The organism is Lentibacter sp. (assembly GCF_965657785.1).
Classification (GTDB): Bacteria; Pseudomonadota; Alphaproteobacteria; order Rhodobacterales; family Rhodobacteraceae; genus Lentibacter.
Genome location: NZ_CBFHPP010000027.1, coordinates 1 through 23,501, shown reverse-complemented (window position 1 = coordinate 23,501; position 23,501 = coordinate 1). Strand labels below are relative to the sequence as shown.

Sequence of the window (23,501 nt, the reverse complement as noted above, 5' to 3'; positions counted from 1 at the left end):
CAAGCTCTTGCTCCACCTTTTTCTTGATCGCGTCATTGGCCTTCTGCTTCACCTCTTCCTTCTTCTCCTTGAAGTTGAGGTCAATCGCAGCACTCAGATCAGGCAGGATCTTCGGATTGCTCCAAGGCCCATAAATCTTCACAGGAAAGGCCAAGTCCTTGCCACTGCTGGCCTTAAGCGCCACGGGCGTAAACACGTAGTTGATCGTCTGCGCGCCAAGCCCGACAACGCCTTTACCACTCGCCGTAATCCGCGGCAGCACCATGTTCAGATTGTCATTGCTCAAAACACCGTCCTTGATGTCAAAGCTCGCGCCGAGTGTGTTAAAAACAGTTGTGCCTTTGGTGCCGTTCCCCGTGCCCATCAGCCCGTTGAGGTCAAACCCCGAGATCGTCCCCCCCGCCATAGCAAGGCCGCCACGGCCCGACAGCGAGGTCATAATCGCGTCCAGACTGCTGCCAGAGCCAAGAAACTTGATATAGCTGTCAGCCGTCCCCGACAGCCGCTCAACGCCCATCACATCGCGCAGTAACGGCTTCATATCGACCTGCAACAGGCTCAAATTCCCGCCCACAGACAGGCCGCCACGGTTGTTGATCACAAATTCGCCCGCGATTTTCCCGCCATAGCCCGTCGCCTTGGGCAATGTCATCACAAGCCGCGAGCGGTCCAGACTGATGCCCAAAGCACTCTCGCCAAGCTTGATCATCCCCGCATCCAGCGATTGCACCGACAGGCTCACCTCGGCGTTCATCGCGCCAAGCCCGCTCGCATCAATCCGCGCGGTGCTCCAGCCCGTGTCACGGCGCGCCCCCCCGCCGTCTCCCCCGTCTCCGCTGCTGCCGCTGCCACTGCCGCCTTCCGAGGCGAGCGAGGCCAGATCAAGCGCACCGCCCGCAAGCTTTGCCGTCAGTTGCGGCACCGCCCCGCCAAGGCGCAGGTCGGCGTCGCCCGTCAGCCTGTTCTGATCCAGCGCGAGCGTCATGCCCCGCAGGTTGAGAACCTCGCCTTTCGAAAAAATCATCTTGGCGCTCAGATCAAGCGCTTGCCCCAGCCCGCGCGGCAGATCGACTGCGCCCAGCCCGAGGCTTTGCATAAATTTCGAGGTGCTTGAGGTGCTCAGAGAAAGCTGCCCCTCTGCCTCAAGCGCGCGGCTCATCCGCCCCTCAAAGCGCGCTGTGCCACCCGCCGTCTCAAAGCGCGCCGTCACAGGCGTCAGCCGCCCCGCAATCAGGTCTTGCGCATGGCCCGCCTTGGCCTCCAAGCTCAAGGCCGCGCTCGCGCGCACCCCGCTCAGCGCAAGCGTCACAGGCCCCGCCAAGAGAGGCATCTCAAGCGCCGCATCCAGCCCCGTGATCTCTTCGCGCGTGCCCGCCTGACGGTCTTCGATCAGCACAGTCGCCCCCGTCACTGTCGCGCGCTGAAGGCTGAACGGCGTCACAGCTGTGCTGGCAGTTTCGCCCTCTGTCGGGCCTGCCGCCGCCGCTGCGCTCTCGCCAAACTCCCAGCTCACGCGCCCGTCCTTGGCCGTGATGAGGTTGATCTTCGGGGAGACAAGCTCGACACGGCGGATGTCAATCTCCCGCCGCAGCGCCGCCGCCGCGCCCACACCAATGCTCAGCGTCTCAGCCGTGAGCAAAGGGGCCGCGTCCCAGTCAGGCCCCGCAATCTGCACAGGCCCCGTTTTCACGCCCAAAACAGGCCAGACACTCAGGCCGATATCGCCCGAAATCACAACCTCGCGCCCCAGCGCTTTGGAGATTTCCGCGCTCGCAAGCCTCGCGATCCGCTCCTTGGGCAGCATCATAAGCCCCAGAGCGGCAAAGCCGACAAACACCACAACACCACCCAAAATCCAGCGTAAAATCCGCATCGTAAAATATCTCCTTATCAACGCCGCAAAGGCTATGCTGTCGCGCGAGCGGCTTCAATCACCTTGCCCCAAGCGCCCCCTTCCCCAAGCGCAATTCTGCCGCTATAGGAGCATCATGTCACAAAATCCCCCCGATCTGCGTCCAGATCTCGCCCGCGCCCAGCTTTCTGAAACACGCCGTGAAGGCCAGCCCACAATCGGGATGGTTTCGCTTGGCTGTCCCAAAGCGCTGGTCGACAGCGAGCGCATCCTCACGCGCCTCAGAGCCGAGGGCTACGGGATATCGCCCGATTACACCGGCGCAGATGCCGTGATCGTCAACACCTGCGGCTTCCTTGACAGTGCCAAGGCCGAAAGCCTTGATGCGATTGGCGAAGCGCTGGCCGAAAACGGCAAGGTGATCGTCACAGGCTGCCTTGGCGCAGAGCCTGACTATATCCGCGAACATCACCCGCGCATCCTTGCTGTGACAGGCCCGCACCAATACGAACAGGTGCTCGATGCCGTCCATGCCGCTGTGCCGCCAAGCCCCGATCCCTTTATTGATCTTCTGCCCGCCTCTGGCGTGAGCCTGACGCCGCGCCACTATAGTTATCTAAAGATATCAGAAGGCTGCAATCACAAGTGCAAGTTCTGCATCATTCCCGATATGCGCGGCCGTCTCGCCTCACGGCCCCACAAAGCCGTTCTGCGCGAGGCTGAAAAGCTTGTTGAAAACGGCGTGCAGGAGCTTCTGGTGATCTCTCAAGACACCTCCGCCTATGGCACAGACTGGCCCAATGATCTGCGCCGTGGCCTCTCTGAGCAGCCGATCACAACGCTCGCCCGCGACCTCGGCTCGCTTGGCGCGGGCAAAGACCTCTGGGTGCGCCTGCACTATGTCTACCCCTACCCCTCGGTGCGCGAGATTATCCCGCTGATGAGCGAGGGGCTGATCCTGCCCTACCTCGACATTCCCTTTCAGCACGCCCACCCCGAGACGCTCAAGCGCATGGCCCGCCCCGCCCATGCCGAGCGCACGCTTGACAGGATCACCGAGTGGCGCGACATCTGCCCCGACATCACCCTGCGCTCGACCTTTATCGTCGGCTACCCAGGCGAATCTGAGGCAGAGTTCCAGACCCTGCTCGACTGGATGGACGAGGCCCAGCTCGACCGCGTCGGCTGCTTCAAGTATGAAAATGTCGCAGGCGCGCGCAGCAATGCCCTGCCCGATCATGTGCCCGAAGCGCTCAAGCAAGAGCGGTGGGAGCGCTTCATGGAGAAGGCCCAAGCCATATCGGAGGCCAAGCTCGCCGCCAAAGTCGGCCAGCGCATGGATGTCATTATTGATGACATCGACGAAGACGGGATCGCAACCTGCCGCACCAAAGCCGATGCCCCCGAGATCGACGGCAACCTGTTTATTGATGAAGGCACAGAAGGTTTGCGCGTCGGCCAGATCGTCTCGGTCGAGGTCGACGAGGCCGGCGAATATGATTTGTGGGGAACGCGCGCCGAGGCTGTGTAAGCTGCGCATTCACTGCGCACCACAAATGCCCCTACCGCGTCAGCCCAAACAGAAGCGAGCGGTTGCCGCACTCCGCTGGCACGTGCCCCTCGGCCAGCGCCTCCATGCAGGCCTGCGCAAACAGGCAGCCTCGGCAGCGGGTGATCATATCGGCGTGCGCCTTTGCCCCGAGAGCGCCCGAGGCCGTGGCCGTGGTCAGACAGACGCCCAGATTGGCCGCCGCGCGGCGGGTGAGCTCAAAATGCAGCGCAGGGTTGCCAAGCGGGGCCGTTGATAGGGGCGGTGCAAACGTCATGAAAATCGTCCTTCTCAGATCAGAGCCATACTCTGGCCGCCCGCCTCAAGGATATCTTTGACATAGCGCAAACGCGGCGCGCGTTGCGTTTACCCGCCCCTCAGCGCGCGCTGGCTTTACAAAGCGGCCGTTTTGCAGCCGATTTCAAACTGTGTTGGGGCGGTGCACGCAAGGTGCACGGGTGGTGCACACATATCACCCCCCCAGAATCAGCCTGTTTTCAAAGGTTAATCGCCGCGAAAAAAAGTGGTGAGATAGGCCGTGACAGCATCCTGAACATGGCGGAACCGGTCGCCGCCAAGGTGCTTGCCGCCATACCACCGCGTCACCACGATCACATGGCCCAAAAGCCCCTCGCGCTCCAGCATCCGCACAATAACCATACCCGCCCCGCTCTCGCCATCATCGGCCTTGAGCGGCGTGCCATCGGGCAGGATCATGGCCCATGTATTATGCGTCGCCTTGGCGTATTTCTTGTTGCGTTTCAGCGCCTTAAGCAGCGCCTCTGCCGCCTCGCGCGTCTCGGCCACGCCGCCCGAAACAGAGTAGCGCGAGCCTCTGTCGCTGATGATATTGTCAAGCTGGTTCAAGGGCTTGGCTAAAGCTGGGAGGCCGTTTGGCGCACCGCTTCAATCCGCTGTGCATTGGGCGGGTGCGTGCCCAAAAAGCGATCCCCGGGGTCGGGAATACGGCTGAAGAAGGCCGCCCCCCTCACAGGGTCATAACCCGCCTTCTTGGTGATCACAGTGCCCAGAATATCCGCCTCGATTTCATAGTCTTTCGAATAGGTCCGCGCCCCCACCTGAGCGCCGATTTCGCCTGCGTTTTGAAGCACTTGCGCGTCCGCCCCCGTCAGTGCCGCAAGCCCTGCAAAGACCAAAGCCCCCGCCTGCGCATTGCGCTGCTGGCGGGCGATATGGCCCGCAATATGATGCGCCGCCTCATGGCCCATCACAAAGGCCAGCTCGTCGGCATTTTGCACATCCGCGATCAAGGCAATGGTAAAAGCAAGGATCGGCTGGCCCGATTTATCCAGCGTCTGATAGGCGTTCACAGGCTGGTTCGGACGGTCATCAATCACGATCTTGAAGTCACAATTCATCCCCGGCGCACGCGCGCGGCACTCCCGTTCCGCCACAGGCTCCACCGTCTCAACAACGCTGACAAACTGGCGCGCCGCTTGGCGTCCGCTCAGCGGCGCAGAGGCCTGAGGCCCCGCGACAGGGCTTGGTGCCGTCGTTTCACTGGGCACATCACAGGCCGCCAAAGCCACCAAGGCAACAGCAATAAAAGCCTTTTTTATGAATGACATCACACCGCCTGCCTTTGTTTTCTGCACGCTCAATATAACCCTCCTCCCGTCGTCGCACCAGCCCCTTCGCGCCGACGTGACCCCTCAGACCGCGCCCCCCTTGCAAGTGGCGCGCATCCGCCTATTCTGGGTCTATGTTTTCAATCGAACACGAATTTGACAGCACGGTCATCACCCTTGTCGATGAGGGGGCCGCGCCCTTGGGCGAAGACATTGTGATCAACGCCTTTGAAGAGTGCATCACGCTTGAACAATACAACCCGCGCACCGACAAAACCGAGAAAATAACCCTCTCCATGGCGCAGGTGCATGATCTCTCGGCCGCGCTCGATCTGCCCGAAGGCGTCTATTCTCTGGTGCGCGAAAAAGATCTCTGACGCCTGCTTTAGAGTTTGTTAAGCTTCAGCCGCTAACCTGCCATCAGTTCCACATCGTCGCTTGCCAATCTGACGTTCCCTTGCCCTAATGCCGCCAGACATTGACAAGGGGCAGGCAGATGAGCGCAGATCGCAAAACAGGCTTTTACTGGGACGAAAAAACATTCTGGCATGGTGGCGGCAATTATGCCCTGACCCTGCCTGTTGGCGGGCTTGTGCAGCCCCTCGTGGCGGGCGGCCTCCCCGAAGCCCCCGAAACAAAGCGCCGTTTCAAGAACTTGATGGATGTCACAGGCCTCTCTGCCGAGCTGTCCATGCAGACGGCTCCGCCTTGTTCTGAAGACGAGCTAACGCGCGTCCATCCTTTTGATTTTATTCATAAATTTCAAGAGCTTTCGGCGGCGAACGGCGGCGAACTCGGCTTGCGCACCCCCTTTCTTAAGGGCGGTTATGACATTGCCGCGCTCTCCGCTGGTCTGTCGCGCAGCGCGCTCTGTGATGTGCTTTCAGGCAAAGTGAAAAACGCCTATGCCCTCTCCCGCCCCCCGGGGCACCACTGCCTGCCCGACTGGCCCAACGGCTTCTGCCTTCTGGCCAATCTCGCCGTGGCGATCGAGGCCGCCAAAGCCCAAGGCCTCGCGACGCGCTTCGCCGTCATCGACTGGGATGTGCACCACGGCAACGGCACCGAGCATATCTTTTATGACCGCGACGATGTCTTGACGATCTCGCTCCATGAAGAAAACAATTATCCAATCAATTCAGGCCACTTGGCCGACAAAGGCCGCGACGCGGGCCTTGGCTACAACATGAATATCCCGCTGCCCCCCGGAACGGGCCACGCCAGCTATCTGGAGACAATGGACAAGCTCGTGCTGCCCGCCCTTGAGCGCTTCAAGCCCGATGTGATCATCATTGCCTGTGGCTTTGACGCAGGCACATTTGACCCCTTGGGCCATCAGCTCTGCACCGCCGACACCTTCCGCCAGATGACCCGCCGCGTCGTGTCCGCCGCCGAAAGGCTCTGCGGCGGCAAGCTCATGATGGCCCATGAGGGCGGCTATTCCGAGGCCTATGTGCCCTTCTGCGGCCATGCCGTGATGGAGGAAATGTCAGGCAGTGACATCACAGCGCCAGACCCCATGGCCGAGGTCGTCGCGGCGCGCCAGCCCAGCCTGCGCGCGCAAGCGTTTGTCTCGGGGTTGATTGATGAAATGGTGGTTGAGTTTTTCGGCTAAGCCGCTCTCACCACATGGTTTTTTCGGCGCGCGCAGCCCAAGTCTCGTCATAGGCCGCGCCGCCTTCTTCGCCCCCGGTCTGCTCGGCAAGGATCTCTCCCACCGTTGGCAGCCCTTCGCTTTGGTCGCCCGCGCGCCAAAGCTCGGCGCGCATCGGCGCTCGCGCGCATTGCGCATAAATCTCGCCGATCTTGATCACAATCACAGAGCGCGGCAGGCGGCCCCTGTCGTCAAATTGCTCGCAAAGCTCAGGCTCGACGCTCACCTTGGCCGCGCCATTGACCCGCACAACAGTGTCAGAGCCGGCCACCATAAACAAAAGCGAAATGCGCCCGTCCGCCACGATATTGCGCAGCGTATCCATGCGGTTGTTGCCGCGCCAGTCGGGCATCAAGAGCGTGTGTTCGTCCAGCTCCCGCACCACAGGGCCATCCTCGCCGCGCGGGCTCCCGTCTGTGCCCTCAGGCCCGACCGTGGAGACAATACAAAACCGTGAGGCCAGTATCCACTTGCGGTAAAGCGGTGTCATCTGCCGCGCCACCTTGCGCAAAGATGCCGCCCCCGGCGCGCCGTAAAGCGCCTCTAATGTCCTGATATCCTTGACATACTCAGCCATGAAATCCTGCTTCTGCCAGCAGGGCATCCGAACGGATTTCAACCTCCGCTTCAAGCCGCGTCATAAACTCGGCCTGCGACAAGCCCACAGGGATCGGCGGCAAAAACTCGACAACCGCAAGCCCGGGTTTGCGCCGGATTGTGCCCTTGGGCCAGAACAACCCCGCATTTGTCGCCACAGGCATACAGACCTGTTTCATCTGGTCATAAAGCGCAAATGTGCCAACTTTATAGGGCTTTTTCTCTCCCGGTGTCACACGTGTGCCCTGACTGTAAATCACAAGCTGCCCCGCCGCCGTCACACCGCTTTTTACATCTTCAAGCATCTTCTTGATCGCCTGCCCGCGCTTGCCACGGTTCACCGGCACACAGCCGATCCGGTAGGCATATAACCCGATCACAGGCGTCCAGAGAATCTCACGTTTCATGATAAATTTCGCCGCAGGGCTGGCGTTAAAAATCATGATAATATCCAGAAAAGACTGATGCTTGGCCGCAATTAACATCTCGCCCGAAGGCGGCGTGCCGCGGATTTCATGGCGCAAATCAAGCATCCAGCGCGCCGTCCAAAGCACCCAGACACAATAGGATTTGCAGGCCGCCCGCGCGCCCTTGGTGCTCACCAAAGCCCAAGGCAAAAAGACCAGCCCGACAAGCAACATCATCACCGCGTTTTGCAACACAAAGATCAGTGAAATACCCCAACGCACAGCAGACATCAGCGCAGCTCCTTCAATGTGCGTCGCGCCGCCGCTTGCGTCGCGCCAAAGGCCACCCCCCCCGCCAAAAGCGGAATGAGCAGCGGCCAGAGCCAGCTTGCGCCCTGAAAGCCAAGCCCGCTGAGAAGGCTGTCGTCGCCTCCCCCCGTTGGCAAAATCAAAAGCGCGATCACGCCCAGCCCCATGCCCAGTGCCGCTCCCGTCACCGAGCGCAGCGTAAAGCGGCGCACAAAAGCGCTGGCAATATAGCCGTCTTTTGCCCCGACAAGCCGCATCACCGTGATCACCTTGGCATTGGCCGCCAGCGCCGCATTGGCCGCCAGCGTGATCATCGCGCCCATCACCGCAAAAATCAGCCCAATCGAGAACCAGCCCAGAAACGACAGCCGCCCTGCCGCCGCCACCAATGGCGCACGCCAGCGGGCATGATCGTCAAGCACAGCGCCTGGCACTTCGCCGAGCAGGCGCAGACGCAGCGCCTCGGCGTCAAGGCCCTCAGACCCTTCAACAATTTCAATCAGTTGCGGAATAGGCAGCGCCTCAAGCGGCATCTCGGGGCCAAACCACGGCTCCAGCAGCTTGCGCTGCTCCGCATCGCTCAAGACCCGCGCAGAGGCAACCCCGGGCGTGGTCTGAAGCACCACAAGCGCCGCCTCGGTCGAGGCCTGCATCTGTCCCTGAGGGGCCGAAATCCGAACCGTCGCAGACTGCGCCAGCTCGCTGGCCCAGCGCTCTGACAGCCGCGCCGCCGAAACAGACAGCGCCAGCGCAAACACCGCCAGAAAGGCCATCACAGCCGCCGCAAACAGCGTCAGCCGCGCGGTAAAGCCCGTTGGCGGCACAGCCCGCTCGGCCTGCGCATCGCCAATGATAAAGTCTGTTATCTTGTTGATCTTGATCACATCTTTCATCACAGATCCGCCCCCGCCTGCTGAATCCGCCGCCCCGCAATCCGCAGAACCCGCGCCTGCACTTGCGATTTGGCCGCGCGGATCAGGCCCAGATCATGGGTGGCAATCACAACAGTTTTGCCCATGCGGTTGAGTTCGACCAAAAGCTGCAAAAGCCTTTGGGACATCTCCCAGTCGATATTGCCCGTCGGCTCATCGGCCAGAATAACATCTGGCGACATAATCACCGCCCGCGCCAACGCCGCACGCTGGCGTTCCCCGCCCGAAAGCTCGGGGGGCAAAGCATCGGCGCGGCTGCGCAGCCCCACCCAGCTCATCAGCTCCGCAAGATTGTCCTGCTCGCCCGAGACACTCTGCCCCGCAACCGTGAGCGGCAGCGCAATATTATCCGCGATCGAGAGGTGGTCGAGAAACTGGCAATCCTGATGCACCACGCCAATACGACGGCGCATCTCGGCGATCCCGTCGCGATCAAGGCTGCGCACGTCTTGGTCAAACAGGCGCAAATGCCCCGCCGTGGGCAAAAGCTCGCCATAGCACAGCTTGAGAAGCGTTGTTTTGCCAGCCCCCGACGGCCCCGTCAAAAAGTAAAACGAGCCCGCAGGCAAGCTCAGGGTCATATCGCCCAAAAGCTCTCCATCGCCATAGCTATAGGCCACATCGGTTAACTCTATCAAAGGTTTGCCCTTCCCTTTCGCGCGCCCGCGCCAGACCATGCCCCAGAGCCGAGAAAGTTGCAATCGCGTTGCGTGTTTGCGTGTTTGGTCTTTTCGTGCAAAAGCTTAACGCCTATGGTGTGGCAAGATATTTGTCTGGTGTTGGGGATAGTAAGGGGGCGTGATGCGGCTGGTTTGCCCGAATTGTGGCGCACAATATGAAGTGCCTGACGAGGTCATCCCGCAAGACGGGCGGGATGTCCAATGCTCCAATTGTGGCGATACGTGGTTTCAAAGCCACCCGTCACAAGAGCCCGAGACCCAAGAAGATCAAGCCGTAGACGCCTTGGGCGAAACCCCGCCCTCAGAGCCTGCCGCGCCAGAAAACACCCCCGCGCCAGACACCGCCGCAGAGCGTAGCGCTCCGCCTGTTCAGCCCGCCCCACGGCGCGAGCTTGACCCTTCGGTCACAGATGTCTTGCGCCAAGAGGCCGCCCGCGAAGCTGCCGCCCGCGCCCGCGAGGCCGAAGCGCTTGAGGAGCAGCCCGAGCTTGGGATCACCGCACCGGATGACGAAACCACCCGCCGACAGCGCCAAGCAAGCGAGCGCATGGCGCGAATGCGCGGCGAAGACCCAAGTGACGCCAAAGCCGCTGCCGCCATGGCGGCCACCGGCTCGCGCAGGGGCGTTTTGCCTGATATCGACGAAATCAATTCGACCCTGCGCAAAGACAGCGAGCGCCGAAAAACCGCCACAGAAGTGGCCGCATCGCGCGCCGCTGCCGAGCAAACGGGCGGCTTCGGGCGCGGGTTTCTCGCGGTTGTCCTGCTGGCCGCAGTGCTGGTTGCGCTCTATGTCTTCGCGCCTCAACTGGCCGAGGCCGTGCCTGCCTTGGCACCCGCGCTTGAGGCCTATGTCGAGGCCGTCAATGGCGCGCGGATTTGGCTGGACGGTCAGGCCCGTGGCCTCATGGGGGCGCTAAACGGCATCGCCGCTGAAGGTGCCGCGCCCAGCGAATAACACCGCCTCAGAAACGGTCCAGCAAGCGTTGCAGGTAGTTGCGCTCGGTGTCCGAGCGCCCTGCCTCGCCGCTGCGACGGCGAATTTCGTCAAGAAGTTCGCGCGCACGGCGGTAGACGTCTTCCTCGCCCACCATGCTGTCTTGCGCGCCGGAAAAGCCGCGACGGTTGCGCCCCAAGGGGTCGCTGCTCTGGCGGCCTGCGGTTTGGGCGGTCTGCCCGTCTTGGCCCTCTTGGCCCTCATTGGCTTGCGCCATAGCTTCGCCCAGATTGTCCATCCCCTCGCGCAACTGCTCCATGGCCTCGGCCTGACGGTCAATCGCCTCGGCCAGATCGTTCTGGCGCAGCGCCTCTTCGGCCTGCTCCATAGCGCGTCCAGCCCCTTCAAGGGCCTCACGTGCGGCCTCACCCGCCTCACCGCCCATCTGTGGCAAGCCTTGGGCTTGGCGCGACAGTTCGTTTCTGAGGGCTTGCTGGCGCTCGGCCAGTGACTGTTCTTGGCTTTGCCCGTCCTGTCCGCCGCCTTGGCCCTCGCCCTCTTCTGCGCCAGCGCCGTTCTGGCCCTGCTCGGCACGCCCCTCGCCCTCGCCTTGGCCCTCATGTTCTGCACCACGCCCATCTGCGCCATTGCGGCCTTCGTTCTGGCCGCTCTGCCCCGCGCGGGCGTTCGGGTTGAACTCTTCCTGAAGATCACGAAAGGCTTGGTCCGAAAGCCCCTGCTGCTCGCGCAGCGTCTCTGCCAGCCCTTCCATCGCTTGCTGGCCTTCGCCCTGCCCCGACTGGCTTCGGGTCACGCGCATATTCTCCATCATCTCCTGAAACTCGCGCAAGGCTTGCTCGGCCTCGGCCATACGGCCCTGCGCCATCAGCTCCTGAATACGGTCCATCATATCTTGCAGATCTTGCTGGGAAAGCTGCATGGACTCGCCCCGCTCTCCCGCCTCGCCGTTTTGCGGCTCTTGCTGGTCCTGTTGCTGGGCAAGCTGCTGCATATACTCGTTCGTCGCCTCGCGCAGCTCTTGCATCAGCGCGGCGATATCTTCCTGCGAAGCCCCGTTGCGTAGCGCTTCGGCCAGCTTGTCTTGCGCCTCCCGCATCCGCTCCAAAGCGTCCGACAGCGTGCCATCCTCCAGATTGAGCGCCAGATCCCAAAGCGCATCTGCCAGCTCTGCCACCGCCTCATCCTCAAACCCGCCATAGGCAATTTTTGCCTCCATCCGCCGCAAAACCGTGCGCAAACGCAAGTAATCCGTCTCGCGCTTGAAGAGATCGTCAGGCTGATGCGAAATCGCCCGCAAAAGCTGGGCAATGCGCGGCGCATTCTCACGGTTCCAGAGCAGATCACGGCGCAGCTCAACCACAGCCGCCGCCAGCGGATTGAAGAAACTGCGCGCCGCAAGATTGATCTGCACAGGATCACTTGCGCCGCTCTGTCCAGCCTCATCCAAAGCCGTCAGGGTGATCGTCACAGGCAGGTTGGCCCAAGGATGCTGCGAGAAATCTTCCATCAGCGTCTCTTCAAAGTCCTCGCGCCCCCCCGTCACAGGCAAAGGCAGCGCAACTCTGAGCGGCGTGGCGCTCTCGGGCGGCAAAGCCAGCCCATAGCGGCGATCCAGCCGCGCCAGATCCAGCGCAATCACCGCCTCGCCACGGTCTATCCCGTAATCATCCATCGCCTCAAACGGCATCGAAAAGACACCGCCCGCCGCCGTCTCGGCAGGCCCAGTGGCCTCCACAAAAGGCGGCGCATCAGGGCGCGCGAGAATGGCCCAGCTGCGCCCGCCCGCGCCCGCAATTTCAAGCACCCCGTCTTGCACGATCTGAAAGCTCTGCTCTGGTGCCGCAACCGAGCCAATCGTGCCAAGCCGCGCGGACACTGTCTCATTGATGGTAATCGCCCCCACCGCGCCATAGAGACGCAGCGTCACTTCGCTGCCCTCGGGCAGCTCCAGCACCTCGCCCGTGGCGTCGTTGAGATAGAGCGAGGGCAGCCCCGTATAGAGCGGCGGTTCGATCCAGCCCTCCCAGCTTGGCCCCATCGCCGCAGTGGCAGCACCCCGCGCTGGCCCTGCCATTTCGCTCACAGTGCCAAGCCGCCAGACCGAGCCAAACAAAAGCCCAACCGACAGCGTCAGAAGCGCCACATAGCGCAGCCCGAAGGGGTCTGCCCGTGTCAGACGAATGGTGGGTGCAATGGCGCGCGCGCTGCGGATCTTTTCCATCATGCGGCGCTGATATTCGTCCCAAAGCGCCTCAGACGCCGCATCTCCCGCGCCAATCACCTGCCTGTCGCGCACCGCGCGAATGGGCCGCCCCTCAAGGCTCGCGTCAATCCGGTCCAGCGCCTCTGTGCGGCTCGGAGGGGCAAAATTCTGCCACGCATACCAAGCGCCAAAACCCGCCCCCAAAGCTGCCAAGACAAAAAAGCCCCAGATCAGCTCAAGCGGCAAAACTTCATGCAAGCCCAAGAAAATAAAGCCCAAAACGGCAATCAAAGCAGACCAAATCGGCCAGAACCCAAGACAGAGCCGCTCGGCCCAAAGGCCAAGATAGGTCAGCAAGACCTGATCTTTGAGATCAATCCGCTCAGGCTGTCGGGTCTGCTCGCTCAAGCCGCTCCTCCACTGGGTCTGCGGCTCTTGCCCGCGTTAGCGGTCCAGCCACGCGGGTATGCTATCGCGTGCAAGCATTTCTTCCAAGCTCGGACGCGCCCGAATGACGGCAAATTGATCACCCTTCACCAAAACTTCTGGAATAAGAGGCCGCGAATTATATTCACTCGCCATCACCGCGCCATAAGCCCCCGCACTGCGAAACGCGACAAGATCGCCCTCTTTCATCGCGGCCATAGAGCGGCCCTTGGCAAAGGTATCGCCACTTTCACAGACGGGGCCAACAATGTCATATACCTCAGGCTCGGCCCCCGCCACAGGCTCCACCACAGGGACAATATCGTGATAGGCATCATACATCGCAGGGCGGATAAGGTCGTTCATCGCCGCATCCAGAATAAGGAACTGTCGCCCCTCCCCCTGCTTCACATAGACAACATCGCTGACCAGAACGCCCGCATTGCCCGCAATCAGCCGCCCCGGTTCAATCTCGATTTCACAGCCCAGATCGCCCAGAACCTCACGCACCATAGCGCCATAATCCGTCGGCAAAGGCGGCGCAGTGTTTGAGCGCTCATAAGGAATGCCAAGCCCGCCGCCCAGATCAAGGCGGCGGATTTCGTGGCCGTCCGCGCGCAGCGCGAGCGTCAGCTCCTTGACCTTTTCATAAGCTTGGCGAAATGGCGCAAGCTCGGTCAGCTGGCTGCCGATGTGCACATCAATCCCGACAACCTCAAGCCCCTTGAGGCTGGCCGCATGAGCATAGACCGCCCGCGCCTTGGCAATCGGAATGCCGAATTTGTTTTCTGACTTGCCCGTGGCAATCTTGGCATGGGTCTTGGCGTCCACATCAGGATTGACACGGATCGTGATCGGCGCCGTAAGCCCCAGCTCGAGCGCCACCGCATTGAGCCGCTCCATCTCGGGCTCGCTCTCGACATTAAACTGTCGAATGCCCCCCGTCAGCGCCATGCGCATCTCGTCCCGCGTCTTGCCAACGCCTGAAAACACGATCTTGTCGCCAGACACGCCCGCCGCCTTGGCGCGCGCATATTCCCCGCCAGACACAACATCCATCCCTGCGCCGAGATCGGCCAGAACCTTGAGAACCGCCAGATTTGACGCCGCTTTCATCGCGTAACACACAAGGTGCTCCATGCCCTCCAGCGCCTCGTCAAAGAGGCGGAAATGCCGCTCCAAAGTGGCGGTCGAATAGCAGTAAAACGGCGTGCCAACCTCTGCGGCAATCGCGCTCAGCGGCACATCCTCGGCATGAAGTTCACCGTTTTGATAAAGAAAATGGTCCATTGCGCGCCCCTAAGCTGTCTTGTGCCTGCTCTAGCGCAAACCCGTGCGCGCGCCAAGCCTGTTCAGAGACTGATTCCGATACTCACAGGCCCTTTGCGCAGGCCCACAGTGCCGCCCGTATGCACACCACTTGGCGTCACTGTCACAGTGCCGCTCGCCGTCGGGCGCAGTGGCGTGCCATCCGCGCCACAGCTTGCAAGGGCGAAGAGGCTCAGGCCCAGTATGCTCAGGCCCAGTATAAAGGCCCGGGTCACGCCCCAGCCCCCGACCCAAGCGGGGTTCCGCCCAAGCCTGCCAGATCAGTCATAAACCACACCGACAGTGCCGTAGCCCGACACGCTCACACCCGTCTGCGCGGGTGCCTCGTCTGCCCCGCCCGTAGGCCGCACAGGTGCCCCATCCGCACCACAGCCTGCCAGTATTACAAGGCTCAAGCCCAAACTTAAAAACCGAACCACACCAAACCTCCTTCATGCGCTAGACGCGATCTTATCGCACCCGCCCGCGCAGATAAAGATAGAGCGGCAAGCCGCAGCTCACGCCAATACAAAACGTCGCGGGAATCGCAACGAGCCGCAACCAGTCGCGCTTTTGCAGGGTTTCATAGATCACCCAGAGGGTGAGGCTCAGCGCCGCAATGATCAGATCCCACGTCAGCCCCGTGGTGGAAGCATTCACATACCAAGCCTGCGACAGCCCCGTCAGGCCCACGCCTTCTGCGCGCATATAGCTGACAAAATAATACATCGGATGCACCGTGCCCCAGAGCGCCAGCGCGAGCCAAAGACGGCTCATGCCCCCAGCGCCTCTGTCCAGCGCGCCACCTGCTTGCGCACCTCGCTTGGCGCGGTGCCGCCATAGCTTGTGCGCGACGCCACAGAGGCCTCGACCGTCAGCACGCTAAACACATCTTCAGTGATCGCCGCATTGACGCTTTGCATCTCCTCAAGCGACAGATCGGGCAAATCACAGCCCTTCGCCTCGGCCATGGCCACAAGGCTCCCCGTCACATGATGCGCCTCCCGAAACGGCATATTCAGCACCCGCACACACCAGTCCGCAAGGTCCGTCGCCGTCGAAAAGCCGCTGCCCGCCGCGCCCGCAAGGCTCGCGCGATTGGCGCTCATATCGCGCACCATCCCCTCCATAGCCGCCAGCGCCAGCATCAGGTTATCCGCCGCATCAAAGACTTGCTCCTTGTCTTCCTGCATATCTTTTGAATAGGCCAAAGGTAGCCCCTTCATCACCATCATAAGCGCCACATTGGCCCCGAAAATCCGTCCGATCTTGGCGCGAATGAGCTCCGCCGCGTCGGGGTTCTTCTTTTGTGGCATAATGCTGGAGCCGGTTGAGAAGCTGTCAGACAGCTGCACAAAGCGAAACTGCGCCGAGGACCAGATCACAAGCTCTTCCGCAAAGCGGGAAAGGTGCATCGCACAAATGCTCGCAGAAGCCAAAAACTCCAGCGCAAAGTCGCGGTCGCTCACCGCATCCAGCGAGTTCGCCGCAGGCCGATCAAAGCCAAGCGCCTCGGCGGTCATGTGCCGATCAATCGGAAAGGAGGTCCCCGCCAAAGCCGCCGCGCCCAAGGGGCTTTCGTTCATACGGCGGCGCGCGTCTTCAAAGCGGCTGGCGTCCCGCCCCAGCATCTCGACATAAGCCATCATATGATGGCCCCATGTCACAGGCTGCGCCGTCTGCAAATGCGTGAAGCCCGGCATAACCCAGTCCGCCCCCGCCTCGGCCTGCCCCAAAAAGGCCAGCTGCAGCGCGCGGATGCCCGCAATCGCAGCGTCCATCTGCCCGCGCACCCAAAGCTTGAAGTCGGTCGCCACTTGGTCGTTTCGGCTCCGCCCGGTGTGCAACCGCCCCGCAGGCTCCCCAATCAGCGCCTTGAGGCGGCTCTCAACATTCATGTGAATGTCCTCAAGCTGCGTCGAAAACTCGAAAGTTCCCGCCTCGATCTCTGACAAGACCGTGAGCAGCCCTTCCCTCATCGCCTCCGCATCGCTATCACTGACAATGCCCGTGGCCGCCAACATAGCCGCATGGGCCCGAGAGCCGGCAATGTCCTCGGCCGCCATACGTTGGTCAAACCCGATAGAGGCGTTGATCGCCTCCATAATCGCGTCTACGCCAGCCGAAAAGCGGCCGCCCCACATTTGGTTCGAGGTGTCGTTGCTCATGGGTTTTATGCCTTCGAAAGGATGAAAATGTCTCGCTCCAAGCTGGTTTATACCGCCCTCGCCGCAATCGCAATCATCGCCGCAGTTTTCGCCTTCGCCCCTTCAGGTGCGGTGACAGGCGGGCTCTCAGAGGCCACCCGCGCCAAGGTGCAAGCGCTCCAAACAGGCGATATGAAAAAACTGGTGCTGCACCCCGCGCCCCAAGCCGTGGCCGCGGCACCCTATACGACGGCCGAGGGCAAAACAGCCCGTCTCTCAGAGCACACAGGCAAAATCGTCCTGCTCAACTTCTGGGCCACATGGTGCGCCCCCTGCCGCAAGGAAATGCCGATGCTCGCCGAGCTTCAGAGCGAGCTTGGCGGCGCTGATTTTGAGGTGATCACCCTCGCCACAGGCCGCAATGACCCCGCCGCCATGGCGCGCTTCTTTGCCGAAATCAATGTTACCAACCTACCACTGCACACCGATGCAAACTCCGCTGTCGCTCGCGAAATGGGCGTCCTCGGCCTCCCCGCCACGGTCCTGATCGCGCGCGACGGAACCGAAGTCGCCCGCCTTCTGGGCGATGCCGACTGGGCCTCCGAGAGCGCAAAAAACATCCTCAAAGCCCTCATTGCCGCCAATGACTAACCCAAAGTTTCCCCTTTCTTTTTGCTAAAAGTATCCTAGGGGGTGTGGGGGACTAGTCCCCCACCAGCGCGACGCCAAAGGCGGCGCAACCCCGACCAAAAGGAGTGAAAAATGCCCCTCACCCGCCGCGCTTTCACAGCCTCTGCCCTCGCCTTCGCAGCCACGCCCGCTCTTGCCCGTGCAGGCTTTGCCTCATGGCTCACTCGATTTCGCCAAAAAGCCGCGCGTCAGGGCATTTCCGAGAAGACCCTCAACGCCGCGCTCAACAGCGTCGAGTTCCTGCCCAAAGTTGTGGCCGCTGATTCCCGTCAGGCCGAAGTCGCCAAGCCCCTGCAAGACTACCTCGCCTCTGCCGCCTCAGGGGCGCGGCTCTCAGGCGGGCAGACGGCCCTCAAGAGATACACCACCACCCTCTCCAAAATCGAGCGCGCCTACGGCGTAGAAAAAGAAATTCTCACAGCGATCTGGGGGATGGAAAGCGCTTACGGCGGCTTTCGCGGCAGCCTGCCGGTTTTCGCAACACTCGCGACGCTGGCCTTTGAGGGCCGCCGCCGCGCGCTGTTTGAGGCCGAGCTGCTCGCCGCCCTCCAGATCGTTGAGGCCGGCCACGCCACGCCCCGCGAGATGCGCGGCAGCTTTGCAGGCGCCATGGGCCACACCCAGTTTATGCCCTCCACCTACCAGCGCCATGCGCAGGATTTTGACGGCTCGGGCCACGCCAATATCTGGGCCGATGACCCGACAGATGCGCTGGCCTCCACCGCGCGGCTCCTCAAAGCCGAGGGCTGGCGCAAGGGCCAGCCATGGGCTGGCGAGGTCTTACTCCCGAAGGGCTTCGACCTCGCCCTCACCGGCCGCATCTTCCCGCGCCGCACCCGCGACTGGCAAAAGCTCGGCGTCACCTCAGCAGGCGGCGGCAAGCTCGCCGATCATGGCAACGGCGCGCTCATTCTGCCCGCTGGTCCCGAAGGGCCGGTGTTTATGATCTATGACAACTTCCACGTGATCAAAAAATACAATTACGCCGACAGCTACGCCATCGGCGTGGGCCATCTGTCGGACCGCCTCGCAGGGCGCGGACAGATCCGCGCAAGCTTTCCCAAAAACCCCTGGGGCATGAGCACCCGTGAGCGACAAAGGCTACAACAGCGGCTCAACGAAGGCGGCTTTGCAGCAGGCACTCCTGACGGCGTGATCGGCGAGAAAGGCCGCGCCGCCATTCGCGCCTATGAGGCCGCACGCGGCCTGCCCGTGACAGGCGTGCCAAGCAAAGCCCTGCTCAAGTCTCTCTGAAAACGCAGCCTTGCGCTGTCCATACTGCGGTATGGACAGGCTGCCCCATAGGCTGCCCTACGGGGCTTTAAAGCTGCCAAAAGCGGCGCATTTCTGCGGCGCAGTCTTTAGGGTGGGAGATCGGCACCATATGCCCCGCGCCCTCAATCACGGTGGTTTGCGCGCCTCCAATGCGCTGCGCAAGCCCCGCGTTAATCGTTTCGATCACCGCAGGCGAGCTATCGCCACGCATCAAAAGAACAGGCATATCAAGCGCTTGCAAGCGCCCCTCCGCCAAAAGATCCGCCGTGTCTTCATAAAGCGCAGGCGCCGCATCCGAAATCACCTCGATCCGCGAGGCCATATCGTCTTGGGTCTCTTTGGGCATCAGCTCCCAAGGCAACCCGCCGCCCCATTCCGCCAGAAAGCCCTTTGTCGCCGAATGCCGCCCCTCACGGGTCAAGACATCCTCCAACGTGTTCATATCACTCACAAAATTCGGATCATCCGCCAGCGCCACCGCGAAAAAAACAGGCTCGATCAAGACAAGACTGCGAACCCGCTCAGGCCGCTCAAGCGCAAGCCGCAAAGCCACGGTCGCACCGAAAGAATGTCCAATCAAATCAACAGGATCATCTCCTAAATAGCTTGCTGCAACGGCCGTGCAAGCGTCGTGATAGCGCCCCTGCCTGTCCCAGAGCGCACTGCGCCCGTGGCTCAGAAAATCAGGGGCGGCAAAGCTAAACTCCGCCTGAAACGCCCCCGCCAGCCCACGCCACGCGCCACCATGGGCCAATGAGCAATGCAACATCAGCCCACGGCGCGGCCCGTGACCCAAGTCGCGCGCGAAAACTGACTGCCCCGCGCGCGTTTCCAAGCTCACAGATCGCCTGCGAGATAGGCGTCCATATCGTCAAGGCGATCTTGGCCCCAAAAGGTCTCACCGTCTTCAAGCACGTAGAATGGCGCGCCAAACACGCCTTTTTCAACAGCTTCTTCGAGGTTGCGCGCATAGGTTTCTGCGCCAATCAGCATCCCGCTCGTGGTCAGTGAGCGTTCAAACCCGGCAGCTTCCAGCAGGTCTTGCACAACAGCCTCATCACCGATGTCTTTTTCCTCAGCCCAGCAGGCCCGCAGGATCGAATGGGTCAGCTTGCCAAGATCACCGCCGCCAGCCTCTTGCGCCGCAATGATCGCATAGCTTGAGGGCGCAGGATTTGTCGGCCAGAACGCGGGCTTGGGAAAGGTCATTGGCAGATCCGCCTTCTTGACCTGCCGGCGCAGCTCCTGATTGCGGTAATTCATCCGTGAGGGGTGTCTGTCAGCCGGCGCAGTTCCGCCTGTGCGCGAAAAAAGCGCCATAATATCAAGAGGTTTGTAAACAACAGTCAAACCATGCTTCGCAGCGATCTCTTCGGCGCGTTCGCCTGCAAGATAGGCCCAAGGGCTGAGCGTGGTGAAATAATATGTCAGAGTTGCCATCGTGTTGCCTTCCGTTTTTATCTGCGCTTGCAGCCTTGCGGCCAAGTGCAACCTTTGCCAGACATGAGTTAGATGTTAAGCGGTGTCAACGTCACGATTCTGTCATGAATTACCAAAGCCCAGAGGCCGCGCCATATGTCACTCACCAAAGAACCAAAACTCATTGCTGGCAATTCCAATATGCCGCTCTCCAAAGCCATCACACGGCGGATGTCGCTTCACCGTGGCGTCAGCCAGGGCTTGGTAGAAGCCCGTGTCGAGCGGTTCAATGACGGTGAAATCTTTGTCGAAGTGTTTGATAACGTGCGCGGCGAAGATATGTTCATCATCCAGAGCACATCAAACCCCGCCAATGACAATCTGATGGAACTCTTGATCATGGCGGATGCGCTGCGCCGCTCCTCGGCACAGCGGATCACAGCCGTGATCCCCTATTTCGGTTATGCCCGCCAAGACCGCCGCTCAAAGGCGCGCACGCCGATTTCGGCCAAGCTCGTCGCCAATATGCTCGTCGGAACAGGAATCGAGCGGGTTCTCACGATGGATCTGCACGCCGCCCAAATTCAGGGCTTCTTTGATATTCCCGTGGACAACCTTTACGCCTCACCGATCTTTGCGCTCGATATCAAGCATCAGTTCAAAGACAATCTTGACGACATCATGGTTGTCTCCCCTGATGTCGGCGGCGTGGCGCGTGCCCGTGAGCTGGCCAAACGGATCAATGCGCCCCTCTCGATTGTCGACAAACGCCGCGAAAAAGCGGGCGAAGTCGCCGAGATGACCGTGATTGGTGATGTCACAGGCAAGAAATGTTTTATCGTTGACGATATGGTCGATACGGCGGGCACACTCTGCAAAGCCGCTGAAGTCCTGATGGAAAACGGTGCCTCAGAGGTTCACGCCTATATCACACACGGCGTGCTCTCAGGCCCCGCCTGCGAGCGGATCACCAATTCCGTGATGAAATCTCTGGTGATCACGGACACCATCGCCGCGACAGAAGAGGTCAAGAAAACGCCCAATATTCGTGTGGTGCCAACAGCGCCCATGTTTGCGCAAGCGATCCTCAATATCTGGAACGGGACCTCTGTCAGCTCGCTCTTTGACACCGATATGCTCGAACCGATCTATGAAGGTATGTTCTGAGAAACCTGCGTAGGGTGGGTGAAAACCCACCTTGCAGCTCTCAGTAAAAGCTCTCAGTAAAGCTCCCAGTCGTCCTCGTTCACAAGCGGTCCGATCGCCATCCAACTCGCTCTGATCCGCGCGATCTTGGTATCCCCCCACGTTCGGAACACAAGGTTAAATCCGGTTTCGGTGACGTTCTCGGCTTCGATATCTGCGCGCACATTGGTCGCGCTATCCACATCCCAAAGAGTCAGCGAACACTGGACAGCAGGCGGCTCTTTAAAGGCCTCCCGAAAGATGACAGCCTTCACAGCTTCGCGGCTGCCTTTGCCGGTCCACATTTCGCCACCGTCGCGAAAATGTTCAAAAATGACATCATTGCCCTGCGCAATTCCGATTGCACCGCTCAATTTCTTCATGGGTCGCCTGTCTGCTCCTAACACGTCACTCTTTAAAGCTTACACCACCAGACATTAAAAATGCCCCAACCTTTGCAGGTTGAGGCATATCACTTTTTGCACAAGCTGCACAATGTCAGGCCATGTTTTGCATAAGCTCTTCAAGGTCCGCCAGCAGAAGCTCGGCCATATCGCGGTTTTCAGGGGCCGCTGAGGCCGCCGCTGCTTTTGCAGCCGCAACGATTGGTTCCAGATCAGCCGCCGAAGCATCGGCCAGAGGAATCGCTTTCTCTGCAAGCACAGATAGCCCCTCTGGATTGATCTCGGCAAAGCCGCCTGTGACCGCGAAGGACACATCGCCTTCAGGGCCACTCACGGCCAGAACACCTGGACGCAGCGTGGTGATGACTGGGGCGTGGTTCGGCATTGCCGTCATTTGCCCGTCTGCACCGGGGATCTGGACCGAAGCCACCTGCATCGACGCAAGATTGCGCTCGGGGCTTACCAGATCAAATTGCATTGTCTCGGCCATTGATGCCTCCTTTAATGCGTTTCAACTTATTGTTGCTGCGCGACAAAACGTTGAAACGCGCACAACTCATTGATGTCGTGGGCGCATCGAAGCCAAGGCGCAAACCACCTTGGCTTCGAAACGCTTTAAGCAGCGTCAGCCGCCATTTTCTCGGCTTTTGCGATCACGTCAGAGATGCCGCCAACCATGTAGAAGGCGCCTTCTGGAAGGTGATCGTATTCACCAGCCACAACCGCTTTGAACGAGGCGATGGTCTCTTCAAGCTGAACCTGAACACCGTCAGAGCCTGTGAAGACTTTGGCAACGTCAAACGGCTGGCTGAGGAAACGCTCGATCTTACGGGCGCGGGCAACAGTCATTTTGTCTTCTTCGCTGAGTTCGTCCATGCCGAGAATCGCGATGATGTCTTGCAGGGATTTGTAGCGCTGAAGGATCTGCTGAACAGCCATAGCCACACCGTAGTGCTCTTCACCGATGATCTGTGGATCAAGCAGACGCGATGTTGAACCAAGCGGGTCAACCGCAGGGTAGATGCCTTTTTCCGAAATCGCACGGTCAAGAACCGTTGTCGCGTCAAGGTGAGCAAACGAAGTTGCAGGTGCAGGGTCGGTCAAGTCATCCGCAGGAACGTATACGGCCTGAACCGATGTAATCGAACCGTTTTTGGTGGATGAAATGCGCTCTTGCATCTGGCCCATGTCTGTCGCCAGTGTTGGCTGGTAGCCCACGGCCGAAGGAATACGACCCAAGAGAGCCGAAACTTCCGAGCCCGCTTGTGTGAAGCGGAAGATGTTGTCGACGAAGAACAGAACGTCTGAACCCGAGTCGTCGCGGAACTGCTCGGCGAGCGAAAGGCCCGTCAAAGCAACACGCATACGCGCACCGGGAGGCTCGTTCATCTGGCCGTAGACAAGAGCAATTTTTGACTCTGTCAGGTTGTCAGGAACAATAACGCCGGATTCGATCATCTCGTGGTAAAGGTCGTTGCCTTCACGTGTCCGCTCACCAACACCCGCGAACACAGATACACCTGAGTGCACTTTCGCAATGTTGTTGATCAGTTCCATGATCAAAACTGTTTTACCAACACCCGCACCACCGAAGAGGCCGATCTTGCCGCCCTTCGTGTAAGGCGCGAGAAGGTCGATAACCTTGATACCTGTTGTCAGAATTTCGGTCGCTGTTGACTGCTCTTCAAACGCAGGCGCCTCGCCGTGGATCGAGCGTGTTTCGCTCGCATCAACGGGGCCCTTTTCGTCAACAGGCTCGCCTGTGACGTTCAAGATGCGGCCCAATGTGCCCTTGCCCACAGGAACAGAAATCGGCTCGCCGAGGTCTGTCACTGCTTGGCCGCGCACGAGGCCTTCTGTTGCGTCCATAGCAATGGTGCGAACTGTGTTCTCGCCGAGGTGCTGAGCAACCTCAAG

Annotated in this window: 26 protein-coding genes; 7 read left to right on the top strand and 19 right to left on the bottom strand. The window is 60.6% G+C overall.

Annotated features, from left to right (window positions below):
- The coding region (locus ACTF58_RS12000; RefSeq protein ID WP_438992209.1) for an AsmA family protein at nucleotides 1-1,873 on the bottom strand (1,873 nt) is incomplete at its 3' end.
- Between the two features lie 115 nt (nucleotides 1,874-1,988).
- Here ACTF58_RS12000 and rimO point away from each other — a divergent pair.
- Nucleotides 1,989-3,383: a 30S ribosomal protein S12 methylthiotransferase RimO gene (gene rimO / locus ACTF58_RS11995; protein WP_438992208.1), complete on the top strand. Its 1,395-nt coding sequence runs from the start codon at nucleotides 1,989-1,991 to the stop codon at nucleotides 3,381-3,383.
- Between the two features lie 31 nt (nucleotides 3,384-3,414).
- Here the strand turns inward: rimO and ACTF58_RS11990 are convergent, their stop codons facing one another.
- From ACTF58_RS11990 to ACTF58_RS11980, 3 genes are all read right to left on the bottom strand, one after another.
- The gene (locus ACTF58_RS11990) at nucleotides 3,415-3,678 is read right to left on the bottom strand and encodes a DUF6455 family protein (protein ID WP_438992207.1); all 264 of its coding nucleotides are present in this window, start codon (nucleotides 3,676-3,678) and stop codon (nucleotides 3,415-3,417) included.
- Between the two features lie 227 nt (nucleotides 3,679-3,905).
- On the bottom strand, nucleotides 3,906-4,268 hold the full coding sequence (locus ACTF58_RS11985; RefSeq protein WP_438992206.1) for a YigZ family protein: 363 nt from the start codon (nucleotides 4,266-4,268) through the stop codon (nucleotides 3,906-3,908).
- An 8-nt stretch (nucleotides 4,269-4,276) separates the two neighbouring features.
- Nucleotides 4,277-4,990, bottom strand: a complete 714-nt coding sequence (locus ACTF58_RS11980) for a M48 family metallopeptidase (RefSeq protein WP_438992205.1) — start codon at nucleotides 4,988-4,990, stop codon at nucleotides 4,277-4,279.
- Nucleotides 4,991-5,124: 134 nt separating this feature from the next.
- Between ACTF58_RS11980 and ACTF58_RS11975 the strand changes: the two genes are divergently transcribed.
- Both ACTF58_RS11975 and ACTF58_RS11970 read left to right on the top strand, forming a co-directional pair.
- The gene (locus ACTF58_RS11975) at nucleotides 5,125-5,367 is read left to right on the top strand and encodes a hypothetical protein (RefSeq protein WP_438992204.1); all 243 of its coding nucleotides are present in this window, start codon (nucleotides 5,125-5,127) and stop codon (nucleotides 5,365-5,367) included.
- A gap of 119 nt (nucleotides 5,368-5,486) precedes the next feature.
- On the top strand, nucleotides 5,487-6,605 hold the full coding sequence (locus ACTF58_RS11970) for a class II histone deacetylase (RefSeq protein ID WP_438992203.1): 1,119 nt from the start codon (nucleotides 5,487-5,489) through the stop codon (nucleotides 6,603-6,605).
- Between the two features lie 7 nt (nucleotides 6,606-6,612).
- Here ACTF58_RS11970 and ACTF58_RS11965 read toward each other — a convergent pair whose 3' ends face one another.
- The 4 genes from ACTF58_RS11965 to ACTF58_RS11950 are packed head-to-tail and all read right to left on the bottom strand — an operon-like array spanning nucleotide 6,613 to nucleotide 9,527.
- The gene (locus tag ACTF58_RS11965) at nucleotides 6,613-7,221 is read right to left on the bottom strand and encodes a pyridoxamine 5'-phosphate oxidase family protein (RefSeq protein ID WP_438992202.1); all 609 of its coding nucleotides are present in this window, start codon (nucleotides 7,219-7,221) and stop codon (nucleotides 6,613-6,615) included.
- Nucleotides 7,214-7,942: a lysophospholipid acyltransferase family protein gene (locus ACTF58_RS11960; RefSeq protein ID WP_438992210.1), complete on the bottom strand. Its 729-nt coding sequence runs from the start codon at nucleotides 7,940-7,942 to the stop codon at nucleotides 7,214-7,216. Before ACTF58_RS11960 ends, ACTF58_RS11965 begins: the two co-directional genes overlap by 8 nt.
- Nucleotides 7,939-8,850, bottom strand: a complete 912-nt coding sequence (locus tag ACTF58_RS11955) for a cell division protein FtsX (RefSeq protein ID WP_438992201.1) — start codon at nucleotides 8,848-8,850, stop codon at nucleotides 7,939-7,941. The genes ACTF58_RS11960 and ACTF58_RS11955 overlap by 4 nt, the downstream gene beginning before the upstream one ends.
- Nucleotides 8,850-9,527 (bottom strand): cell division ATP-binding protein FtsE, encoded by a 678-nt coding sequence (locus tag ACTF58_RS11950; protein WP_438992200.1) that lies wholly within the window; start codon nucleotides 9,525-9,527, stop codon nucleotides 8,850-8,852. The genes ACTF58_RS11955 and ACTF58_RS11950 overlap by 1 nt, the downstream gene beginning before the upstream one ends.
- 163 nt (nucleotides 9,528-9,690) lie before the next feature.
- Between ACTF58_RS11950 and ACTF58_RS11945 the strand changes: the two genes are divergently transcribed.
- Nucleotides 9,691-10,527, top strand: a complete 837-nt coding sequence (locus ACTF58_RS11945; RefSeq protein WP_438992199.1) for a zinc-ribbon domain-containing protein — start codon at nucleotides 9,691-9,693, stop codon at nucleotides 10,525-10,527.
- Between the two features lie 7 nt (nucleotides 10,528-10,534).
- On the opposite strand, the gene ACTF58_RS11940 is transcribed toward ACTF58_RS11945, so the two are convergent.
- From ACTF58_RS11940 to argH, 6 genes are all read right to left on the bottom strand, one after another.
- Nucleotides 10,535-13,138, bottom strand: coding sequence for a TIGR02302 family protein (locus tag ACTF58_RS11940; RefSeq protein WP_438992198.1), 2,604 nt, complete (start codon nucleotides 13,136-13,138; stop codon nucleotides 10,535-10,537).
- A 36-nt stretch (nucleotides 13,139-13,174) separates the two neighbouring features.
- Nucleotides 13,175-14,446, bottom strand: coding sequence for a diaminopimelate decarboxylase (gene lysA / locus ACTF58_RS11935; protein WP_438992197.1), 1,272 nt, complete (start codon nucleotides 14,444-14,446; stop codon nucleotides 13,175-13,177).
- A gap of 62 nt (nucleotides 14,447-14,508) precedes the next feature.
- Nucleotides 14,509-14,700, bottom strand: a complete 192-nt coding sequence (locus ACTF58_RS11930) for a hypothetical protein (RefSeq protein ID WP_438992196.1) — start codon at nucleotides 14,698-14,700, stop codon at nucleotides 14,509-14,511.
- Nucleotides 14,701-14,745: 45 nt separating this feature from the next.
- Nucleotides 14,746-14,904 (bottom strand): hypothetical protein, encoded by a 159-nt coding sequence (locus ACTF58_RS11925; protein WP_438992195.1) that lies wholly within the window; start codon nucleotides 14,902-14,904, stop codon nucleotides 14,746-14,748.
- Nucleotides 14,905-14,935: 31 nt separating this feature from the next.
- Nucleotides 14,936-15,241, bottom strand: a complete 306-nt coding sequence (locus ACTF58_RS11920; protein WP_438992194.1) for a DUF2834 domain-containing protein — start codon at nucleotides 15,239-15,241, stop codon at nucleotides 14,936-14,938.
- The gene (gene argH / locus ACTF58_RS11915) at nucleotides 15,238-16,632 is read right to left on the bottom strand and encodes an argininosuccinate lyase (RefSeq protein WP_438992193.1); all 1,395 of its coding nucleotides are present in this window, start codon (nucleotides 16,630-16,632) and stop codon (nucleotides 15,238-15,240) included. Before argH ends, ACTF58_RS11920 begins: the two co-directional genes overlap by 4 nt.
- 21 nt (nucleotides 16,633-16,653) lie before the next feature.
- Between argH and ACTF58_RS11910 the strand changes: the two genes are divergently transcribed.
- Together ACTF58_RS11910 and ACTF58_RS11905 are read left to right on the top strand one after the other, a co-directional pair.
- Nucleotides 16,654-17,262 (top strand): TlpA disulfide reductase family protein, encoded by a 609-nt coding sequence (locus ACTF58_RS11910; RefSeq protein ID WP_438992192.1) that lies wholly within the window; start codon nucleotides 16,654-16,656, stop codon nucleotides 17,260-17,262.
- A gap of 111 nt (nucleotides 17,263-17,373) precedes the next feature.
- Nucleotides 17,374-18,555, top strand: coding sequence for a lytic murein transglycosylase (locus ACTF58_RS11905; protein WP_438992191.1), 1,182 nt, complete (start codon nucleotides 17,374-17,376; stop codon nucleotides 18,553-18,555).
- Between the two features lie 67 nt (nucleotides 18,556-18,622).
- On the opposite strand, the gene ACTF58_RS11900 is transcribed toward ACTF58_RS11905, so the two are convergent.
- On the bottom strand, nucleotides 18,623-19,417 hold the full coding sequence (locus tag ACTF58_RS11900) for an alpha/beta fold hydrolase (RefSeq protein WP_438992190.1): 795 nt from the start codon (nucleotides 19,415-19,417) through the stop codon (nucleotides 18,623-18,625).
- A complete protein-coding gene (locus tag ACTF58_RS11895; protein ID WP_438992189.1) occupies nucleotides 19,414-20,016 on the bottom strand; it encodes a 2-hydroxychromene-2-carboxylate isomerase in 603 nt (200 codons plus the stop codon). Before ACTF58_RS11895 ends, ACTF58_RS11900 begins: the two co-directional genes overlap by 4 nt.
- A 135-nt stretch (nucleotides 20,017-20,151) precedes the next feature.
- Here ACTF58_RS11895 and ACTF58_RS11890 point away from each other — a divergent pair, with 135 nt between their 5' ends.
- The gene (locus ACTF58_RS11890) at nucleotides 20,152-21,162 is read left to right on the top strand and encodes a ribose-phosphate pyrophosphokinase (RefSeq protein WP_438992188.1); all 1,011 of its coding nucleotides are present in this window, start codon (nucleotides 20,152-20,154) and stop codon (nucleotides 21,160-21,162) included.
- A gap of 53 nt (nucleotides 21,163-21,215) precedes the next feature.
- Here ACTF58_RS11890 and ACTF58_RS11885 read toward each other — a convergent pair whose 3' ends face one another.
- From ACTF58_RS11885 to atpD, 3 genes are all read right to left on the bottom strand, one after another.
- On the bottom strand, nucleotides 21,216-21,563 hold the full coding sequence (locus tag ACTF58_RS11885) for an H-type lectin domain-containing protein (RefSeq protein ID WP_438992187.1): 348 nt from the start codon (nucleotides 21,561-21,563) through the stop codon (nucleotides 21,216-21,218).
- Nucleotides 21,564-21,678: 115 nt separating this feature from the next.
- A complete protein-coding gene (locus tag ACTF58_RS11880) occupies nucleotides 21,679-22,074 on the bottom strand; it encodes a F0F1 ATP synthase subunit epsilon (protein ID WP_438992186.1) in 396 nt (131 codons plus the stop codon).
- A gap of 125 nt (nucleotides 22,075-22,199) precedes the next feature.
- Nucleotides 22,200-23,501: F0F1 ATP synthase subunit beta (gene atpD / locus ACTF58_RS11875; RefSeq protein ID WP_438992185.1), on the bottom strand; the 1,302-nt coding region annotated here is incomplete at its 5' end.

Excerpts from the sequence above, each read along its gene's own strand:
- ACTF58_RS11980 (WP_438992205.1), bottom strand. The coding sequence starts at position 4,990 with ATGTCATTCATAAAAAAGGCTTTTATTGCTGTTGCCTTGGTGGCTTTG.
- ACTF58_RS11880 (WP_438992186.1), bottom strand. The coding sequence starts at position 22,074 with ATGGCCGAGACAATGCAATTTGATCTGGTAAGCCCCGAGCGCAATCTT.
- ACTF58_RS11910 (WP_438992192.1), top strand. The coding sequence starts at position 16,654 with ATGAAAATGTCTCGCTCCAAGCTGGTTTATACCGCCCTCGCCGCAATC.
- ACTF58_RS11945 (WP_438992199.1), top strand. The coding sequence starts at position 9,691 with ATGCGGCTGGTTTGCCCGAATTGTGGCGCACAATATGAAGTGCCTGAC.
- ACTF58_RS11890 (WP_438992188.1), top strand. The coding sequence starts at position 20,152 with ATGTCACTCACCAAAGAACCAAAACTCATTGCTGGCAATTCCAATATG.
- ACTF58_RS11905 (WP_438992191.1), top strand. The coding sequence starts at position 17,374 with ATGCCCCTCACCCGCCGCGCTTTCACAGCCTCTGCCCTCGCCTTCGCA.
- ACTF58_RS11965 (WP_438992202.1), bottom strand. The coding sequence starts at position 7,221 with ATGGCTGAGTATGTCAAGGATATCAGGACATTAGAGGCGCTTTACGGC.
- ACTF58_RS11920 (WP_438992194.1), bottom strand. The coding sequence starts at position 15,241 with ATGAGCCGTCTTTGGCTCGCGCTGGCGCTCTGGGGCACGGTGCATCCG.
- ACTF58_RS11990 (WP_438992207.1), bottom strand. The coding sequence starts at position 3,678 with ATGACGTTTGCACCGCCCCTATCAACGGCCCCGCTTGGCAACCCTGCG.
- argH (WP_438992193.1), bottom strand. The coding sequence starts at position 16,632 with ATGAGCAACGACACCTCGAACCAAATGTGGGGCGGCCGCTTTTCGGCT.
- ACTF58_RS11895 (WP_438992189.1), bottom strand. The coding sequence starts at position 20,016 with ATGGCAACTCTGACATATTATTTCACCACGCTCAGCCCTTGGGCCTAT.
- ACTF58_RS11955 (WP_438992201.1), bottom strand. The coding sequence starts at position 8,850 with ATGAAAGATGTGATCAAGATCAACAAGATAACAGACTTTATCATTGGC.
- rimO (WP_438992208.1), top strand. The coding sequence starts at position 1,989 with ATGTCACAAAATCCCCCCGATCTGCGTCCAGATCTCGCCCGCGCCCAG.
- ACTF58_RS11975 (WP_438992204.1), top strand. The coding sequence starts at position 5,125 with ATGTTTTCAATCGAACACGAATTTGACAGCACGGTCATCACCCTTGTC.
- ACTF58_RS11970 (WP_438992203.1), top strand. The coding sequence starts at position 5,487 with ATGAGCGCAGATCGCAAAACAGGCTTTTACTGGGACGAAAAAACATTC.
- lysA (WP_438992197.1), bottom strand. The coding sequence starts at position 14,446 with ATGGACCATTTTCTTTATCAAAACGGTGAACTTCATGCCGAGGATGTG.
- ACTF58_RS11885 (WP_438992187.1), bottom strand. The coding sequence starts at position 21,563 with ATGAAGAAATTGAGCGGTGCAATCGGAATTGCGCAGGGCAATGATGTC.